The 18,998-nt window shown below is 39.7% G+C and carries 14 protein-coding genes; all 14 read right to left on the minus strand.

Features of this window, described 5'->3' with window-relative positions; all coding sequences use genetic code 11:
• Nucleotides 1–152 precede the first annotated feature (152 nt).
• The 14 genes from AC1F2U_RS28785 to lhgO all read right to left on the minus strand — a co-directional run bounded on the left by AC1F2U_RS28785 (nucleotide 153) and on the right by lhgO (nucleotide 18,926).
• Nucleotides 153–1,145, minus strand: coding sequence for a glycosyltransferase family 2 protein (locus AC1F2U_RS28785; RefSeq protein ID WP_334895634.1), 993 nt, complete (start codon nucleotides 1,143–1,145; stop codon nucleotides 153–155).
• Nucleotides 1,146–1,196: 51 nt separating this feature from the next.
• Nucleotides 1,197–2,357, minus strand: coding sequence for a glycosyltransferase family 4 protein (locus AC1F2U_RS28790; RefSeq protein ID WP_480264247.1), 1,161 nt, complete (start codon nucleotides 2,355–2,357; stop codon nucleotides 1,197–1,199).
• Nucleotides 2,358–2,542: 185 nt separating this feature from the next.
• The gene (gene hepA / locus AC1F2U_RS28795) at nucleotides 2,543–4,393 is read right to left on the minus strand and encodes a heterocyst formation ABC transporter subunit HepA (protein ID WP_480264248.1); all 1,851 of its coding nucleotides are present in this window, start codon (nucleotides 4,391–4,393) and stop codon (nucleotides 2,543–2,545) included.
• A gap of 199 nt (nucleotides 4,394–4,592) precedes the next feature.
• Nucleotides 4,593–5,312: a heterocyst development glycosyltransferase HepC gene (gene hepC / locus AC1F2U_RS28800; protein ID WP_480264249.1), complete on the minus strand. Its 720-nt coding sequence runs from the start codon at nucleotides 5,310–5,312 to the stop codon at nucleotides 4,593–4,595.
• A gap of 782 nt (nucleotides 5,313–6,094) precedes the next feature.
• A complete protein-coding gene (locus AC1F2U_RS28805; RefSeq protein WP_480264250.1) occupies nucleotides 6,095–8,326 on the minus strand; it encodes a GumC family protein in 2,232 nt (743 codons plus the stop codon).
• Between the two features lie 125 nt (nucleotides 8,327–8,451).
• Entirely contained in the window at nucleotides 8,452–9,552 is a 1,101-nt protein-coding gene (locus AC1F2U_RS28810; RefSeq protein ID WP_292813754.1) for a glycosyltransferase, read from the minus strand.
• 303 nt (nucleotides 9,553–9,855) lie between these two features.
• The gene (locus tag AC1F2U_RS28815) at nucleotides 9,856–11,169 is read right to left on the minus strand and encodes an NAD(P)H-dependent oxidoreductase (protein WP_480264251.1); all 1,314 of its coding nucleotides are present in this window, start codon (nucleotides 11,167–11,169) and stop codon (nucleotides 9,856–9,858) included.
• A 355-nt stretch (nucleotides 11,170–11,524) separates the two neighbouring features.
• A complete protein-coding gene (gene rfbC, locus AC1F2U_RS28820) occupies nucleotides 11,525–12,070 on the minus strand; it encodes a dTDP-4-dehydrorhamnose 3,5-epimerase (protein WP_334837033.1) in 546 nt (181 codons plus the stop codon).
• Between the two features lie 131 nt (nucleotides 12,071–12,201).
• Entirely contained in the window at nucleotides 12,202–13,047 is an 846-nt protein-coding gene (locus tag AC1F2U_RS28825; protein ID WP_480264252.1) for a phytanoyl-CoA dioxygenase family protein, read from the minus strand.
• 21 nt (nucleotides 13,048–13,068) lie between these two features.
• Nucleotides 13,069–13,911 (minus strand): phytanoyl-CoA dioxygenase family protein, encoded by an 843-nt coding sequence (locus tag AC1F2U_RS28830; protein WP_480264253.1) that lies wholly within the window; start codon nucleotides 13,909–13,911, stop codon nucleotides 13,069–13,071.
• Between the two features lie 50 nt (nucleotides 13,912–13,961).
• Complete coding sequence (locus AC1F2U_RS28835; RefSeq protein WP_480264254.1) at nucleotides 13,962–14,969, minus strand: glycosyltransferase family 2 protein; 1,008 nt, start codon at nucleotides 14,967–14,969, stop codon at nucleotides 13,962–13,964.
• Nucleotides 14,970–15,007: 38 nt separating this feature from the next.
• The gene (locus tag AC1F2U_RS28840) at nucleotides 15,008–15,961 is read right to left on the minus strand and encodes a glycosyltransferase family 2 protein (protein ID WP_480264255.1); all 954 of its coding nucleotides are present in this window, start codon (nucleotides 15,959–15,961) and stop codon (nucleotides 15,008–15,010) included.
• A gap of 271 nt (nucleotides 15,962–16,232) precedes the next feature.
• Nucleotides 16,233–17,261: an NAD-dependent epimerase/dehydratase family protein gene (locus AC1F2U_RS28845; protein ID WP_480264256.1), complete on the minus strand. Its 1,029-nt coding sequence runs from the start codon at nucleotides 17,259–17,261 to the stop codon at nucleotides 16,233–16,235.
• Nucleotides 17,262–17,711: 450 nt separating this feature from the next.
• On the minus strand, nucleotides 17,712–18,926 hold the full coding sequence (lhgO, locus tag AC1F2U_RS28850) for an L-2-hydroxyglutarate oxidase (RefSeq protein ID WP_335182185.1): 1,215 nt from the start codon (nucleotides 18,924–18,926) through the stop codon (nucleotides 17,712–17,714).
• Nucleotides 18,927–18,998 lie beyond the last annotated feature (72 nt).

Below are 18,998 nucleotides of genomic sequence, written 5' to 3' on the forward strand. Positions count from 1 at the left end.
AAAAGCTTAATTTATCGAACCGCCATCGCGCTTCGCGTCTCGCAGAGAAGACGCCAAGAGCGCCGAGAATTCGTAGAGTGTGCGTAAGTCCTACGACTTATTCAAGAGGTCTCTTTAACAAATAAATTCCTCAACTCAGAGATATTGAGATATTATTTCGATATTCCTATTAACTTACTTGCTAAAAATTGCGGAGTAAAACTAAGACTAAGTGCTGCCATAGTTCGCACATTAAATTTTTGTTGATTCAGCGCTTGCCAAAAATAAGGACGTGCTGCGGCTATCTGTTCGCTTCGTAACAAACCAATTCCCAAAGTAGTATTAGCTTCTAACCATTTCTGCTGAAAATGAGTTCTAAATTCCTGTAGCCGAGGGTCTTCCATAAATACTTGATAGCAAAACATTTCGCTTTTTGCTTTGCGAATTTTTGCTTGTACATCTCGACTACCACTGAGCATAGTATCAGTTTGCTCATGGGCGCGATATCGCGTCAATTTTTCAGGACAATAGTAAGCGCCATAACCAGATATACAGAATAGATAGGTTAGATATAAATCCCACATCCCAGCAACTTCTGAGGGAATACTATACCAATCCACCAAGTTATTGCGAATCACACAAGATGCAGCAGTAGGTATACTTTTATCTACTAACCCAATTTTGGAAAAAGATTTATAAATTCCTTTTGCTAGTTTATCTCGCTTGTAAGCGCGTGTATTTTCTTCGGTACCAGCGTGATTAATTATGCCATTAGCATCTATAATGTATTGGTCACAAAAAGCGAGAATCAAATCAGAATTAGCTTCTAGTGGTGGTACAAGCTTTGCTAAAAAGTCTTCATGCCAAATATCATCGTCATGCAGACTAGCAACATATTTACCTTGTGCCATTTTAAAGCCATACTGCTGATTAGCTAACATCCCCACATTTTGCGGATGCTGCCAAAATTTGATGCGTGAATCACCAAAAGATGCGACAATTGCTTGAGGATTTTCGGAACTACAATTATCAGAAATAATAATTTCAATATTTTGATAAGTTTGTTTTATTGCACTTGCGATCGCTTGCTTGAGATAGTCTGGTCGATTATAGGTGGGGATAACAACGCTGACTAAAGGTTGTTGACATTCTTGATGTAATGACATATTTTTCTTTCTTGATATTTTCTAAGTAAAAGACACACTATTTAATTCAGCTTATTTAGCTGGAGAGATACTATATAGTTTGTTGGCTTGTGAAGAAAATTCAGCTATTGTTTTTGTATAAATCGTTCGGAGATTATTTACATGAGCAGCCATTGTAAATTCCTTCATCAATAAAGTATGACCTTGCTCGCCCATGTATCGGCTTTTTTGATAATCTCTAGACAATTCATTAATAGCATCAGCCAGCTTTTGGATATTATTGCTTGGAACAAGAATACCCGTTTCTCCATCTCGTAAATGTTCTGGAATCCCTCCGACTGCACTACCAATTACAGGTCGATAATGAGAGTATGCTTCCAGAGTTACAAGACCAGCAGGTTCAGGCCAAACACTGGGAAAGATGACTGCAAAACACTGTTGATAAAGTTTATCTAATTTATCCGAATCGCACCAACCATGCCAAGTGATTCGCTTATTCAATCCGAGTGTGGTTGCTAACTTTTCTAACCGCGGTCGTTCCCAACCTTCACCTGCAATATCAAGTTGAATTTTGGGGTCTGTATGTATTAAGGTTTTGAGTAACCATTCCAGACCTTTATCAGAAACAATTCGTCCAGCAAACAAAATTCTCTGATTTTCATATACTTCCAAACTTAGGGGTGAACTTGCTGTTTCTGGTATAGAAATTCCACAATGTAGCGTTATAACTTGTTCGGGGGATACACCGTTTTGAATTAACTCTTGCCGCACATATTCGCTATTAGCAATAAAAGTAATTTTTAGCCTTTTCAAGACATCTAAAAACTGATGAGTGGTTTGAAGTTCTTTAAGAGTTCTTAAAGGTCTACGGCTACCACATTTATCTACTAATTTACCCCAGGTACATCCTAAGTAAGAGAAGTTGCGATCGCAGATTGTCCGTTGCTCTGCTAAATACTTTGTGCCGCTAGGGCAGTAGAATGAGTGATTATGAACGCTGAAGATAGCAGGACATTCGCCTGTAAGCTGCAATAGCAAATCTGGACTGTGGATGTGCAGCAGTTTGAACTGTCTTTGATCGATATTTTTAAGTGATTTTATCACGCGATCGCTAACATCATGTGGTCGATGTTCAAACAGAGAAGCTAAATAAGTTTCAACACCTCCGCTCCCACCAACACCAAAACTTGAGCATTGATAAATTAGGTCTTTTTCAAAGATTCCCTGGGACATATTTTCTATGAATTTTAAGTATATAGGACTAATATTAATAACTTATTTATAGAGACAATAAGTATTTAAAATCTTCTTGTTTTACTATTTTGCAAAATTACTGATACATATTTAGGAGGTTTACGGCTGTAGACATATACAGCCGATAAATATGTTTTAATTACTTTGATAATTGGATGTTATTTCTAATCTGGCTGCCTTAGTTCATACTGCATTTGATGATATTTCCAAAGCTTGCCTTTTTGTTCCAATAGTTCTTGATACTTACCTTGCTCTACTATCCGTCCCTGTTCTAAAACTACAACTTTATCTGCTTTAGAAATAGTAGAAAGACGGTGAGCGATCGCAATTACTGTTTTACCAACAGATAGCTTTTCTAATGAATCTTGAATTAAGCGCTCAGATAGCGAATCTAACGCGCTAGTTGCTTCATCCAAAATCAAAATTTCTGGGTTCCGTAGTAAAGCTCGTGCAATAGCAATTCGCTGTCTTTGCCCTCCAGATAATCTAACACCCCGATCTCCTAATTGGGTATCAAAACCTTCGGGCATTTCCAAAATAAATTCTAGTGCGTTTGCTAGTTTAGCGGCTTCTTGAATTTCCTCATTCGTCGCCTCTGGAGTGCCGTAAGAAATATTTTGCCAAACATTAGTATTGAAGATGAAGGTATCTTGACTGACGACAGCTATTTTGCGGCGTAGAGAGTTAATTTCAAACTGTTGGATATCGATTTCATCAATGAAAAGATATCCATCTGTAGCATTATAAAATCGGGGAATCAAATCAGCAAGGGTTGTTTTACCAGCGCCAGACGATCCGACTAATGCTGTCATTTTTCCCTTTTCAATCGTTAGGGTAATATTATGCAATACTAGATTTTCATCATCATAGCCAAAATCAACAGATACTAAATCTATTGACCTGTTTAATCCCTTAAACTCAACTCTGCCATTTTGAAAGTAATATTTTTCATCACTTGTCAACAGATTTTTAATATTGTCTGCTGAACCATGTAAAGTGCTAAGATATGCTCTCGTGCCATTAATATCTTGAACAAATGGGATAAAGCGAAAGAGTACAAAGAAAAAGGTTAGCAAAGAAGCAACTTGTAGCGTTCCATTAGTGACAAGACTAGTGAATGCCAAAATAATCATTCCAATCAATACGGTAGTCGCTACCGCTTCGGCAATTGGCTTCACAAGTGTCCAGGTAAATACAACTTTTGTTGTGCTACTTATTACCTTATCGCTAGCTTTATAGTAACGCTGACGCTCAAATTCTTGAGTACCACAAGAATGAACAGTGCGAATGCCATTAATAAATTCTATGGCTGTTGATGTAAAATTAGCATTAGCAGTTGTCATGCCAAAACTCGATTCTCTGACTCTAGCATTCAGATTTGACAACCCCACACCTAAAAGTGTAAATAGTAATGCTGATATGATCGTCAATTGCCATGAGATTAAAAACATCGATATTAAGTAGACAAAGGTTGTTAGTCCTCTAGTTACTAAAAAAGCTCCGCCACTAAAACCTTGTCTGATTCTTTCAATCTCTGTAGTAATTGTGTTAATTAGTTCGCCAGAGCGAGTTTGACTAAAGTAATTTAGCGATAATGATTGTAACTGTTCAAAAATTTGCTTGCGTAAGCGATCGGCAAGATGTAGTTGAGATAATTCAGTATAAACTTGAGAAAAATAATTAAAGGTGGCACGTAACCAAGTACTCAATAAAATCAGCAAAGATACGCGATATAAACGATTAATTGCTGATGTCTTGGCTCCCAAAATCCAAAGATCGAACCATTCTATTCCTGTTTGCACAGGTTGAGCGTTGGGACTAGTTAAGCTTTGCAAGAAGGAAAGTAAAAAACCAATACTTACACCTTCAAAGGTTGCCGCCAAAATTGAGAATGTCAGGGCTAAAATTGCAATTTTACGAAAGTGTTTAAATTCTCGCAATATCAAATAGTTATCCTGCCAAAAGCTGCTAGCTTTAAGCAGATTACTGAGTGGTTGAGGAAGCTGGAAATTCATTAATTTTATCATAATAGTTTGGCAAGGTAGATAGACCTCTATAAATCGATACAGAGTTCAGAATGAGCAACAAAACCCTGATGTAGAGATGCGATTTATCGCGTTTGAAAAACTAATTATCTAGAACCGGATGTTACATAAATAATTTTTTTTGAGCCTCAGTGCGATAAATGAAATCATCAATTACCGCACCGATAAATTACAGAGTTTGGCTATCCAGATGTAACAGATGAGATTGTGCTTCTACTTCCCAGGAAGCTGTAATTTCTGGTAATTTATTTAGCTGTACTGCATCTTCCAAAGTCCAACAACGAGATCCGGTTAAACTCATGTCACCTCGTAGCACGTTAAATAACTGTGGCAGATTGTCGAGATTGTATTTACCCATCCAACGCGCTAGCGGTGTGGTATTGTGGGTGCAAAAGCTCATCGCTTGAAAGAATTTACCCCGTTCCCCAACACGCCATTCATGACAAAAAAGTGGCCCTGGCGAGTAAACCTGCATTAATACAATCAATCCCAACATGACTGGACTTACTAATAGCAGCAATACGAAAGCAGCAATCCAATCAATTACTCGCTGTAATTGTCTCAAGGGTTGGTTAGGAAGTTTTTTGCCAGCGGGTAAGCTTAGGAATATTGGTTTTTGAGCTGCTTCACATGCATCTGCCCAAAATTTGAGCAAAGTCTCACCCAATTTTGGATCTATGCTGACCAAACTTACTGGAGAATGTTGTAAGCATTCAACTAGCGATCGCTTACTATCTAATGAAGCCAGATATGGTTGTTTCACTCCTCTAAGTGGCTTCACCAACAGCTTACCCCGTCGCCACTGGAGTGTGCAGTACCCACGATTATCTTGCTGTGACTGGGTTACATCATATAAATTCTCTAGAGTTGGAATTATTGAAGTTGTCATAATGTCTTTGGGTTTATACAGGAGTGAATTACTGAGGCGTTATCAAAGGCTATTAATGCCAAAGACCCAAATCCGAATCTTGTTGTAAGTCCAAAAATATGCTATAGTATTTGCCACTCAGCCAAGCATGTATTGCGTAAAATTCTGCTGGTGTAGAGATTTACAAATTAGACAGATACTAATTACATAGGTAGCAATCACCGCTACTATTAACATTCATGGGCAAATCTTGATTTTCCGGAAACTACTGACAGTAGAGAAGTGTAGAGAGAAATTACCCATGAATCTATATCTACGTTTAATTACGCTGAAGTGTTCATTGTCTCGATAGATTTGAAAAACCAGTCTGCTCTTGTCTTCTAGCCTTTATGAAGGTGCTTTAATCTCTAGAATATAAGACTCTGTAGAAATAGCGATCGCTCAAATAACTTCTTTATTTATTCTTTAAAGAGTCAGTGATTTCTCTGAAAAATCATAAAGATAGCATAAATATACTGAATTCTTCCCGATAGCAACAAAATTCAATTTGGTTCATCAAAACGTAGAGGTAATTGATAAATCATTGCTGTCAATTTAAGGTAAAAGCCAGTCTAAAACCAGCTTTTAGCAGATTTTCTCGTTCCCAGTCTCAGACTGGGAATGCTCATCCTTGAGGCTCCGCCTCCTTTACTCGCGGCAGCAGCTCAATAAACAGCATTTCTAACCAGAGGCTAAAAACGAGAAAAAACGCAAAATCCCCAACTTCTCTAAGAAGTCGGGGATTTATCATCTAGCCGTACTAGCTACTTTTCTACAGCTTGACGTAGAGCTAATTGCTGTTGTTTAACATTGGGGACATAATTACTACTAGAGTTTGATACCCCATTAGCTACAACCCCAATCAGATTTAACTTACTCAACATGGCTGTCGCTTGATTAAGCTGACTTCGCGTCACAATACCAATGCTTGCCACCATAATCACACTACGACAAGATGATGCGGTAAGCATAGCATCCACCAAACCGAGAACTGGGGGCGCATCTATCAGAACCAAATCATAGTTTTCCTCAAATGCTGCCATTAATTGCATCATCCGCGGGGAACTCAACAGATTAGCTGGGTCTGTAGGTTTGGGGCCAGCGGTCAAAATATCGATGTAGGCGGAACCTGAGTATTGAAGACTAATTTGGTTGGGTAGAGTTGTATCACTCGCCAATAAAGTTGAAAGCCCCTGCTCATTAGGAAGATTCAGCTGATGGTGCAAATTGGGATCGCGTAAGTTGGCATCAATCAGCAGTACCCTTTTGTGTAAACGAGCAGCACTCATTGCCAAACCCAACGCCAAAGCCGATTTACCCTCATCGGCTAAAGCCGAGGTAATCATCAAAGATTTTAAATTAGTAACAGTATTTAAAAGTTCAATGTTTTTGTAAATCAGATCCAGCGATTCCCAACGCGGTGGAGATTGCAATACCTGAATCGTCCAAGGAGCAAGAACTTCTGGCTTGCCAAAAGGCAACTTGATCATTGATTCTCTGGGTTTGGCTGGCGGTAACTTGGGAGTTGTTCCCAACAACGGCATGGCCATTTGCTTCTCTAATTCAGCAGTGGTGTGAACTGCGTCATCAGCCGATTCGCGAATAAAGGCAGCAATGCCTCCTAACATTAAGCCAACCACAGCACCTAACAGCAAATTCTGTTGGAGATTGGGGCCTAATTGTGCCCCTTTTTGGGGATCTTCTACCACTTCCCAATTAAATCCACCCTTGGAAAGTTCTTGGCGTAATTGTTGTTCTGCTCTTAAAAGCTGCTCTAATCTTTCACGACTAAATTGCAGCTGCGGTAGCATTCGATTGTAATAAGCCAACAGAGGCGGGAAGCGTTTGATTTCCAAACGTAGCTCGTTTTCTTTCTGAGCCAAAGTTTGATCGCGAGCAGTTAAAGCAACTATAGTTGTCTGCGTTTCTACTAACTGACCAGCAAGGCTGAGATCGATTTGGCCCAGTTGTCCTTTTTCGAGAAGAGAGTCTCCAGAAGTGAATGCACCAGCAGATTTTCCGCCTAAAGTTCTTCCTACTTCTTGTTGCAATAATTCCTTCTGGCCCTGAAGCTGTTCTTTCAGCTTTTGCACGCTCGGAGTTTGATCTGTAAAGCGTAAGCGTTCTTGTGCTAATGCCAATTCACTTTTTTGGATTTCGTTTAGTAAGCCTTGATAGCGAGTAGACTGACTCAAACGAGAAGCAACTAGGGCATTTTGGGGAGAACGGTTAAGTTGTTCTTCTAAAGATTTTTGGCGTGCTAAAGCTTCCCCATACTGAGCGCGAGTTGTCTGTCTTTCTTGGGAAAGATTATTTAAAGCTGTTTCAATCGCTTTCGCCTGTGACTCTGGATCGATTAAGTTCTGATTTCTGCGAAATCTTTGTAAATTTGTCTCAGATGCGTTTACTTCTTCACTGGCTTTACTTAACTGTTCCCTGATGATTTGCAAACCTTTTTGTAAACGCGAAGTCTGTTGTTGTTTGTTATATTCCAGATAAACTTGTCGAATTGCATCCAGAACTTTTTGGGTTTTTTCAGGATCTCCAGCGGTATACTCAACTTGAAATATTTTAGTAGCGACATTATCTTCTTTGCTCCTAATTTGAGTTAAGACCAAAGAAGCTTTAATTTCAGCTGAAGTTATATCTGGATAATTAGACTGAAGTTTATCAACTGCTTTCTGGATGAGTCCCGAACCTTGCATCAAGTTAAGCTGAGTGGCAGTATCTATGACCACGTTAGAGTCAGTAAACTGATTGTCTACCCCCGCACCACCTTCTGTTTTACCTTGATAGTTAGGTTCTACTAGCAGTTGCATAGAACTTTTATAAGTAGGCTTTGTTTTTACAGTTACTATGCTGGCAATAGCAATAGAACTAATTAATACTGCTAAGAACCAAGGAAATCGCCGCACAAATACAGCAAACATTTGCCCGTAACTTGGTTCACTTTCAGAAGCTGGAGCTAGATGAGGATTTAGACTAGTTTGAACCACTTTTATATCCTTGTCTTCAAGACTTACGCTAAGAGATTCTCCGAAAAATACCTATTTTTTTACGAACCGCCAATGAGGAGAGAGCAAATAAATAGGTAATCTGATAGTGGAAAGAGATTCAGAAATCAAATGAATAATTGCTGCACGCCACAAGCTTGGTTAATAATTTGCTCAACCTTGCCAAAAAATGCATTCTCTGAAAAATTTGCTACTGCATGATTGCGGATGCGATCGTAATCCCAAGAAATACCATTGGCTTCTTGTAATGCAATTTGTAGAGATTCGGGTGTTTGTCTTTTGAAAAAGACTCCTGTTTCACCTGGAATTTGAGTATCTAATACTCCACCTGCTCCATAAGCGATGACTGGTGTACCGCTAGCATTAGCTTCTACTGGAACTAACCCGTAGTCTTCTAAGGCTGCGACAATAATAGACTTGGCTTTGGAAAACAAGTCTTTGCGGGTTCTATCACTTACGTGTCCCAAGAACACAATATTTTGTAATGCTTTGGATTTTAACCGTGCTAGTTCTGGCCCGTCACCAGATATTAATAGCCGCCACCCCAACCAATTAAAAGCTTCGACTATTATATCAAGTCGCTTATAACTGATCATCCGGGCGGAGGCCAGATAATATTCATCTTTTATATCTGAAAAAACAAATTTACTAGTATCAATTGGATAGTTCACCATCATTGCCTTTTTGCCATAAATTTTTTCAATTCGGCGGGCAACAACACTAGAATTAGCAATGTAAAGGTCAGGCTCCTGTGCATATTTCAGGTCTACCTTTCTCATGACTTGAAATACTTGTTCGATTAAAGGAGCAAAATATCTATAGTCCCCGTACTCTCTTAAATAAGTTGCTGTATCCCATAAGAAACGGGTAACGTTATGGCAAAAACAAATGTGGTGAGCATTGGGATTTTTTCGTACTGCTTTGGCAAAACTGGTGCTACTACTAATAATTAAATCGTAGTCTTGCAGATCCAAGGCACGAAAGGCAGGAAAATATAGAGGAGCCATTGACCTGAAATATTTTGCTGCACCAGGAATCTTTTGTAAGAAGGTTGTATTAACTATGCGATCGCCTAGATCGATAGTTTTTTGGGGATCGTACAAAGATGTGAAAATATCTGCTTCGGGATAACGCTTACAAAGCAGTTCAAACACACGCTCTGCCCCACCTCGCTGGGTTAAATAATCATGGACGAGAGCAATTTTCATGAAATTTGACCTAAAGTTTCGATCGGGTTTGTTGAAACGCTCCCCAGCAAGTTACTATCAACAACTTTAGTGTCCCGCAGTATAGCTTTCTATCCTCTTGATGAAATTATTGTTACAAATATGTTGGTAGGGGCGTCGGAGATCCCCCCAACCCCCCTTAAAAAGGGGGGCTTGTTCTTCTTTTTACCCCCTTTTTAAGGGGGTCGCCGCAGGCGGGGGGATCTTATCCGAAACGTATTAGGGGCGTACAGCTGTACACCCCTACAGCCAATTCATTTGTGGCAAATTTTTTGAGAACCGATATTATCCAACTGCTACTAAGATTTTTTCTGGAGCGAAATAGGTGTTTTGCTCAGTTCGTAGTTGGTCGCAGAGTCTGCCTTCAGGTAATTCTATATCCTCATAAGTGAGGACTCGATCTTTAGAAATATCTCGTTTGAGGCGGCACCCTTCAGCTAAACCCATTGGTAGAAGATTTTGCTGTTGGACGATATCGGAATTTTCACATTGTCCGTAGGTCATGTAGTAGCCAATGCCATCTAAGGTTTCTCCTGCTTTCAGGTCAATTTTGGCGGTGGTGACAACATCTACTAACGGGCCTGCTAGTGGAGACATAACGGCATCACCAAATAAAACAGCACGCGCTACGGACAAGGGAACTTCAAAATGACAGAGGTGATAAGGAGTATAGAAGCTGTAAAGTGGGCCTTCGCCTAATTTATATAAGTTGAGATAGTGGCGTTGCTTGGGGTCGTCGTGAGTGGCAAATACATATACGCCTGGGCCTGGTTTGGCTCCAACTACATAATCGACAATACCGCCTAGTTCTTTGAGTTGTTCAACATCATATAACTGGGTCATTTCATCGACATGACCGCTGAAGTCATATCCCAACATTCCCCGTTTGGCGACTTTCATGCCTGTGGCATTGGCAACGATCGCCTGCTCGAAGGAAATTTTGGTTCCGTCGGCGAAGCTAGCCACCATGTGGGGCTTTTGACCCCAACGTTTAGCAAATCCTTCCTGGGTGGTGGGATTGCGATAGGGGTCTTGGAGTCCTTTAATGTTACCGCACAATAAGGGAGTTAAACCAATGCTTTTTACAAAGCGATAAAGGTTCATTTGTACCCCTGGCTGATCGCCATCACAAGCGCTGAGAATCACACCTGCTTTGTCGGCATACACTTTCAGAATGGGGCCAATGGTGCCGTCGAGTTCGGCATTCATCATGATCACATGTTTGCAATGGGCGATCGCTTCCATAACGATCCCAGCGCCAAATTCCACTGCACCTGTGACTTCGATTAATGCATCGATGCCTTCAGCCCGACACAGTAACTTAGCGTCTTCTGTGACTGCATACTTACCGTTAGCGATCGCATCTTCTAATTCGCTGATAGTTGCAACAACTTGGATATCTTCAATTCCTGCTTCCGAATAAGCTTGTTTAGCTGCACCAATCTGACGATTAGAGATAGCAACTAACTCCATTCCTGGCACTGAATTGACAATTTGGTTGGCAATTCCTCGACCCATAAAACCAGCACCGATCATTCCCACTTTGATAGGATTTCCTGCTGCTGCACGGGCTTGTAAGGCGCGATCGATAATAATCATGAACTAAACTCCTTTTTGGAACTGTTTGTTGTGTTACAAATTCTCGATAATTTTGCACTTAATAATTTTTTACAGCTAAACATTAAGTACATTTTCATGCAAATTATCATTAATGATAGCTACTAACTGGTTGCTTGCTAGATGCTATAACAGCAGTCTGTTTTTCTAGCTATGATTTTTGATAATTTGCTCCACAGCATTTCTGTAGGCTTGGGCAAACTTTTCTTTGGTATGATTTGCTCTTGCATATTCCCTCCCCCTGCCTCTATAGCGATGGTATATTTTTTAGAAGTACCTTACCTCATACAGAGGAGCCAGTGTGTTGTGTGGAAAACACCTGGCACAGAGAAATAGTCTATACGCCAACAGTCATCATTCTCAACAAAGGCCAATTTAAATCTTTCTCAGAGATTTCAGTCACATCTAGAGGCCAATCAATGTTAAAGAATGGGTCGTCATAGCGTAAACCTCTTTCATATCCTGGGGTGTAAAATTCACCAACTTGATATACAACTTCAGTTTCATCGGTGAGCGCTTGATAACCATGAGCAAACATTTCTGGAACATACAAAGCGCGGCGATTTTCTGGAGTTAGCTCTACACCAATGTGTGATAAAAAGCTAGGAGATTCAGGACGCATATCAATAATTACGTCGTAGATTGCGCCTTTAGTACAGCGAATTAATTTTGTTTCTGCTGCTGGCAGAACTTGATAGTGCATTCCCCGGATAGTGCCTTTTTTGTAATTAAAAGACAAGTTACATTGGGCAACTGTTGGCTTTAATCCGTGTGCTTCAAATTCTTGAGCGCAGAAAGACCGAGCGAAAAAACCACGGTGGTCTGGCTTTTCTTCTAAATCAATGATGAATGCGTCTTTGAGTGCAGTTGGAGTGAAGAGCATGAATGAATAACCTCGATAGGAATATTGACGACAACAAAACTTGGCAAATTTGAAAACTTAACTTGTTATAAACCTCATCAACAATAGTCTTGAGCGGGTTTTAGATTAACAAGCAGCTTGCTTTAACTGAACTATATGGCGCTATTACTGACTGGTTCAATTAACTTTGGTTGGGGAAAAGTATTGTCTCGATATTGAGTACAAACTTCTGGGCGATCGGGAGAAGTAGATGTATAGCACGAGAATAGAGTTAGCCTATCTTCTGTGCGTGATGTCCCGTGATGTATGGCTTTTTTGGGATCGACAATAATGACTGTTCCTGCCAATCCTGTACAAGATTTCCAAGCCTCTTTCGGGATAATTTCATTTAGTTCTTCATCTGTGATGCCTAAATGACCAGATTGCCAAAGCTTGTAGTAAGTACGGTAATAGTTTAATCTAAATAAAGAGGTTAAAGAGCCTGGAATATATTCAAAGGGACCGTGCTTTTCTTCAACATCATTTAAGTAAATAATGATTTTGATCATGCGGCGGTCTTCTGCATCTTTATGCCATAGTTGCGTACCAAACTGACTTTTATTAGGAAAATCCTTGCGGAGATGTACACCATGAAAAATGATTGGCAGACCAATGTAGTTTTCAATGATGTTTAGGAGCCTTTTTTCGCTTCCCCAAGTAGCAAATTCAGGTAAATATGTAACTGTGTAAACTTGGGGAAATTTTTCTTTTAAATCGTCATGATTGTTAGATTCCATTTGCGACGAATAACCATAAGCTGCCTTGAGCAATTCTGGGGTTGAATCGAATCCCAATTCAGCAAGTGTGGTAATATGAATACCATCACATTTAAGGTCATCAAGAATTTTGCGATCGCCTGCTTCTAGTGTAGGCAAATTAGCAGCGTGTTTCAAAAGTGCTAATCTGTAAACGAACTCAGATCCCAGTGAAGATATTTTGCGTTTAATTTTGATTAGCATTGCATGACTACCTTTAGTACACTATCGGCTATTTTCGACTTGCTGCCTTAGCTCTGCTCTGGGATAAGTATCATCCCAGTATTGGGTGCAGAGTTCTGGCTTTTCAGGAGGGTTGGCGGTGTAACAAAAGAATAGTGTTAAGCGTTCTTCTGTGCGGATTGTGCCGTGATGCAAAGTATTTTTCGCATCTACAATCAAGACAGTACCTGCTGGGCCTGGGCAGGATTTCCAAGCTGATTTGGGGATGACTGTTTTCACTTCCTCATCATCGATGCCCCTATAGCCTGACTTCCAAAGTTTGTAGAACAGCCGAATATAATTCCAACTAAATAAGGAAGTTAAAGAGCGGGGAATGTATTCAAAAGGCCCAGTTTTTTCTTCAACATCATTCAAGTAAATAAAGATTTTGATAATGCGACGGTCTTCGGAATCGCCATGCCATAGTAGTGTGCCAAACTGATGTTTGCTAGGGAAATCTTTACGTAAATGCACACCGTGAAAAGCAATAGGCAGACCAATATAATTTTCGATGAGATTGAGAAGTCTTTTCTCCATTCCCCAGGCATAAAATTCTGGTAAACCTGTAACTGTGTAAATTTGTGGTAACTTTTCATCTAGATGGTCGTTGTTGATATTTTCCATCTGAGACAATTGCTGATAGGCAGCTTTGAGCAGTTCGGAGCTAGAGTTGAAGCCTAAATCTGCCAGTGTTGTGACATAAACACCGTCTTTTTTGAGAGCTTTGAGAATGTTGCGATCGCGCCCTTCCAATGCTGGCAGATTTCTGCTATGCTTCCAACGAGCTACATAATATTCAAAGTCAGCAGATAGTGTAGATAATTTGCGTTTAATTAGATTAAACATCTGGTAAACTCTTTCTAGTTTCAATGTCGATTTATCAGTAATTTAGTAACTTATGGCTTATAGTTCCGTATTTCTTGAGCAGGTATTTCACTTGACTCTGCTAGACTAAATTCTTTAGAAATCATTACGTCAAAAGCACATAAACCAACTAAAGCCAAAAATGGGACTACTGTCTGAATGGCAGACATAGGCCATCTTCTTAAAGCACCTAAGAAAACTTTCAAGTTGACTTCTTTACCGTTTTGCAAAAGCATCCGCCGACAAAACTGCTTAGAATATCCACTCTGCTCCAATTTCAAAATTACTTCGGGTATGTGTTTGTATTGCATTAAAAGTGCAGATTTTGGTTCTTTCTGCCAATAACTCACACCCACAACACATTCCAAATAAGTCTCTTTCGTGACAATTACACGACCATTAGAAGCACAATACCCGGCTAAATATGCTAAAGATACCCAGTTATTCTCAGCATCTTGCCAATTTTGTAGAGCGCGTTTCACTAAATCAGTGCGGTAGATTGTAGCAGTCAGAAAAATGACTGCACCGACACTTTTTGAGAAACAATGCTCAAATATAGCTTTACCATCACCATCACCATCTTCACTATCTATATCAAACCAGCGATTACCAACAATTGTTGGTGGATGAACTGGTTCACCAGTAATTTGGTTCCGACCGGAAAAGTTGAGAAACAATAATGATAAATCTTCATATTGCTTAAGTTTGCTAATCACATAAGCAATAGCTCTATCTTGAATTGGGTCATCGTCACCAATCGTCCAGACATATTTTGTTGTAGTAGAATTTAGGCAATACATAATATTTTTGACAACGCCTAAATTTTGAGGATTTTTATTTGATTTAAATGGGATATTGCTAAGAATTATTTGCCATTTTTTGATCGTATCCTGAGTATTGTCTGTTGAACAATTATCAGAAACTAAAATTTCACAATCATCTTCAAAACCTTTGATAGCTTGAGCTAACCATGCTAACTGTTTATCCAGTAATTCAGCACGATTATAAGTCGGTATAGCAATGGTCAGTAATTTCTGCATAGTAAAAAATAGTAATTAATAAATTGATATATGAATGGTTACAGGTTACTCTCTAGCTGTTTGGATGGAAAAAGAATTGCCCAAGCTGATATGCTTAACAAACGTAGGTAAGAAATAAATATCTTGATTGTCAATAAAGGCCAACGTTTTAAAGCACCTAATAGGATTTTCAAGTCAGTTTTTTGATGGAAATTCTGCCAAATCATTTCCTGACAAAATTTATGAGGATATCCTACCTTGAGTAGTTTTATATAAACTTCAGGTATGTACGCATATCGCATTTTAAAGTTCCATGTTGGATCGAGATCCAAAAGACTAGCGCCCATAGTACATTCTAAATAAGTGTCTTTAGTGACGATGACACTTCCATGAGCAGCGCAAAATGCAGTCCAATATGCTTGAGATGCCCAATTATTAGTAGCAGACGGCCATTTTTCTAAAGCACGTTGCACTAAATTTGTGCGATAAATTGCTGCTGATATAAAAAGTACACCACCAAAATTTTCATTTAGATAACTTTGAAATACAGTTTTACCATCAACTTTTAGTTCGTCGTTATCGCTATTCAACCAGCGCTCGACAACGAGTTGACCTGTTTGTTTCTGACGACCAGAGAAGTTTAAAAACATTAGTGCTAAATCTGAATGTTTTTTTAGTGTTGTTAACACATAATCTAGGGTTCTCTCTTGAATTGGATCGTCATCACCAATTGTCCAAACATATTTACTAGTTGGGGCTTTTAAGCAACAGGCAATGTTACCCATAACCCCGATATTTTCATTATTCCTATTTAATGTAAATGTGACATTGCTAAGAATTGTCTGCCACTTTTTAATAACCTCTTGGGTATTATCTGTAGAACAGTTATCAGAAATCAAGATTTCACAGTCAGACTCAAACCCTTTAATAGATTTGGCTAACCAAGTAAGTTGTTTATCTAAAATCTGGGCGCGATTGAATGTAGGAATTGCAATAGTCAGCAATTTATTCATATAGCGATTGATTTACCTTCTGCTTTAGCTTTAAAGAGAAAATTTAATAGGTTATGCTTTGTTTATTTGGCTGTTGCTCAAAATGTAGCGATTCAATCCAGCGGCAACTTATTTAGTTTTCAGATGGCTAACTTGTTTCCTAATGCTGAGAGGAAAGCTATAAAAGTTAAGTCACTGATTGTAAATAGTTTAATGGATGGAATAAGCCCGAATCAACGCTATTTGATTCGGAACCTTAAATTATTTGTCCGTTGCTGCTAGACGACTTTAGCTACTTTTTATTCCAGAAGAAATCTTTGTCAATCTGCTCTGTCCGAATTAGATACTCTAGCTGTTTTAAGCGAGTAAATCCTCTAAACAAGAAAGTATCTTCAGCCATGTGTATTTGACTGAATAAATCAAATAGCTGCTGGGCACCAAGTCGGGCATTCCAATCACATTTAAATCCAGGTAGGATTGTGTTGATTTTCTCGAAGGATACGCGATAGCTGCGGTTATCTGCGCCGTTGTCACCAAAGGACAATTTACAATCTGGGAAAATATCAGCAATAATTTCTGCGATTTCTTTAACGCGATAGTTATTTGCTGTATCTCCCACGTTGAAGATTTGGTTATGTACAATGTCTCGTGGTGCTTCTAAGGTGCAGACTATTGCTTTGCAAATATCCAATGCGTGGACTAATGGCCGCCAAGGTGTGCCATCACTAATCATTTTGATTTCTTTGCTAGTCCATGCCAGCCCTGCTAAGTTGTTTAAAACAATATCAAAGCGCATTCTGGGAGAAGCACCAAAGGCTGTCGCATTCCGCATAAAGGTGGGAGAGAAGTCATCGTCAGCGAGTGGTCTGACATCTCTTTCTACAAGAGTTTTGCATTCTGCGTAGGCTGTTTGGGGATTAACTGCGGATTCTTCTGTGACATCACCTGCGGTAGCAACACCGTAGACACTGCACGAAGACATATATACGAAGCGACGCACACCCATAACCTTAGCCAGACTAGCTAAACGAACTGAACCTACATGATTAATTTCGTAAGTAATATTTGGTGCCAATTGTCCGGCTGGGTCGTTGGAGAGTTCCGCCATGTGAACTATGGCTTCAATACCTTCCAAGTCATCAGGGGTGATGTTGCGGATATCTTTGTTGAGGGTTTTGGGTGTGACTCCACTAGGGTTGTACAGCCAACCAACTTTATAGAAGCCGGTATCTAGACCGATAACTTCATGTCCTCGTTCGATTAACAAAGGCGGTAATAACGAACCTAGATAGCCTTCTGTTCCAGTTACTAATATTTTCATTGTGGTTAATTCCTTTGTATTGATGAGTTAAATTTTTCGTTTAGTAGGGACGCACAAATATTCGCCCTATAGGGTGTTGCATCTAAGAGGGAACCGCTATATTTTTCGTTTGTATGCAAGCAAATAACCTCTCTCCAAACCTCTCTCCTAAAAGGAGAGAGGCTTTGAATCTTGCTCCCCTTCCCTTATAGGGAAGGGGTTGGGGGTTAGGTCATTGGACTCAACCCAGAAGCGCTATTATATATATCGGCTAACATTCATTACATAGTTTGCCGACTAACCCATTGGATAGCAGCACTCTATAGCGGTTCTTAATTGATGCATGACACTTTTTTGTTGTGGGATGGGTATCTTACCCGTCCCTTGTATTTCGAGGCAGGCAAAGAAAGATGCCCACTATACAAGATTCATCCCTTACTTCAGCAGTCCCGGAAATAATAACTATGATATCTATGCAGTGACTACACTTTCTAGATGCGAAAGTTGGGGAATTTCTGCTACAAGCGCTTTGCCGATTTCTAGAGAGGATGTGGCAGCAGGAGAAGGAGCATTGCAAACATGAATGGAGTTTTGACCGGAAACAATCAAAAAGTCGTCTACAAGCTTGCCATCGTTCATTAAGGCTTGAGCGCGAACTCCTGCATGGGTGGGAACTAAATCTTCTGCTTGCACTTCGGGAATTAGTTTTTGCAAACTTCTGGTGAAGGCTGCTTTGCTAAAAGAACGAATGATTTCTTGAATGCCTTCATCAGCGTGTTTAGCTGCTAACTTCCAGAAACCGGGATAGGTGATGACTTCTAGGAAATCCCGTAAGTCAAAGTCGGTTTTTTTGTAACCTTCGCGTTTGAGGGATAGAACTGCGTTTGGCCCTGCATGGACGCTACCATCAATCATCCGGGTAAAGTGGACACCCAGGAAGGGGAAATCTGGATTGGGAACTGGATAGATTAGTGTCTTGACTAGATAGCGTTTTTCTGGGGTGAGTTCGTAGTATTCTCCCCGAAATGGCACAATTTTGGCTTGGGGTTCAACTTGACCTAGTTTGGCGGTGCGATCGCTATGCAATCCAGTACAATTAATTACAAAGCGGGTTTCAAAGTTACCTTTGTTTGTTTGCAGTACCTGATTTTTACCACTTGGAGAGATTTTCAGGACTTTTGTATTCAGGTGCAAATCTCCACCCTGCTGTTGAATTAGCTGGGCATATTTTAAACAAACTTGCTTGTAATTAACAATACCAGTTGAAGATACCCGAATTCCACCTACACATCTTACGTGAGGTTCAATTTCCTTGACTTCTTCGGGGCTAATTCTCTGGACTTCTATACCATTGTCTAAGCCGCGTTGGTAGAGATTTTCTAAGCGTGGTAGTTCTTGTTCTTCAGTTGCAACAATTACTTTACCACAAACTTCATGGTCAATTCCATGCTCTTGGCAGAATTCTACCATTGAACGAGAACCATCACGACAAAATTTAGCTTTGAAACTCCCTGGCTTGTAATAAATACCAGAATGAATTACTCCGCTATTATTGCCAGTTTGGTGAAATGCCCATTGACTCTCTTTTTCTAGTACTAAAATCCGGGCATTGGGATAGCGTTTTCCTAAAGCCAACGCTGTCGAGAGTCCAACTATTCCCCCACCTATAATCGCAAAATCATACATTAGTATTATCGCACTTCAAATTACAGTAAATCTATAAAGTTATTGGGCATGGGGCATTGGGCATTGGGCATT

The sequence above is a fragment of the Nostoc sp. LEGE 12454 genome, from assembly GCF_056620565.1.

Coding starts and splice junctions, on each gene's coding strand:
- AC1F2U_RS28785 (WP_334895634.1), bottom strand. CDS start 1,145: ATGTCATTACATCAAGAATGTCAACAACCTTTAGTCAGCGTTGTTATC.
- AC1F2U_RS28790 (WP_480264247.1), bottom strand. CDS start 2,357: ATGTCCCAGGGAATCTTTGAAAAAGACCTAATTTATCAATGCTCAAGT.
- hepA (WP_480264248.1), bottom strand. CDS start 4,393: ATGAATTTCCAGCTTCCTCAACCACTCAGTAATCTGCTTAAAGCTAGC.
- hepC (WP_480264249.1), bottom strand. CDS start 5,312: ATGACAACTTCAATAATTCCAACTCTAGAGAATTTATATGATGTAACC.
- AC1F2U_RS28810 (WP_292813754.1), bottom strand. CDS start 9,552: ATGAAAATTGCTCTCGTCCATGATTATTTAACCCAGCGAGGTGGGGCA.
- AC1F2U_RS28815 (WP_480264251.1), bottom strand. CDS start 11,169: ATGATTATTATCGATCGCGCCTTACAAGCCCGTGCAGCAGCAGGAAAT.
- rfbC (WP_334837033.1), bottom strand. CDS start 12,070: ATGCTCTTCACTCCAACTGCACTCAAAGACGCATTCATCATTGATTTA.
- AC1F2U_RS28825 (WP_480264252.1), bottom strand. CDS start 13,047: ATGCTAATCAAAATTAAACGCAAAATATCTTCACTGGGATCTGAGTTC.
- AC1F2U_RS28830 (WP_480264253.1), bottom strand. CDS start 13,911: ATGTTTAATCTAATTAAACGCAAATTATCTACACTATCTGCTGACTTT.
- AC1F2U_RS28835 (WP_480264254.1), bottom strand. CDS start 14,969: ATGCAGAAATTACTGACCATTGCTATACCGACTTATAATCGTGCTGAA.
- AC1F2U_RS28840 (WP_480264255.1), bottom strand. CDS start 15,961: ATGAATAAATTGCTGACTATTGCAATTCCTACATTCAATCGCGCCCAG.
- AC1F2U_RS28845 (WP_480264256.1), bottom strand. CDS start 17,261: ATGAAAATATTAGTAACTGGAACAGAAGGCTATCTAGGTTCGTTATTA.
- lhgO (WP_335182185.1), bottom strand. CDS start 18,926: ATGTATGATTTTGCGATTATAGGTGGGGGAATAGTTGGACTCTCGACA.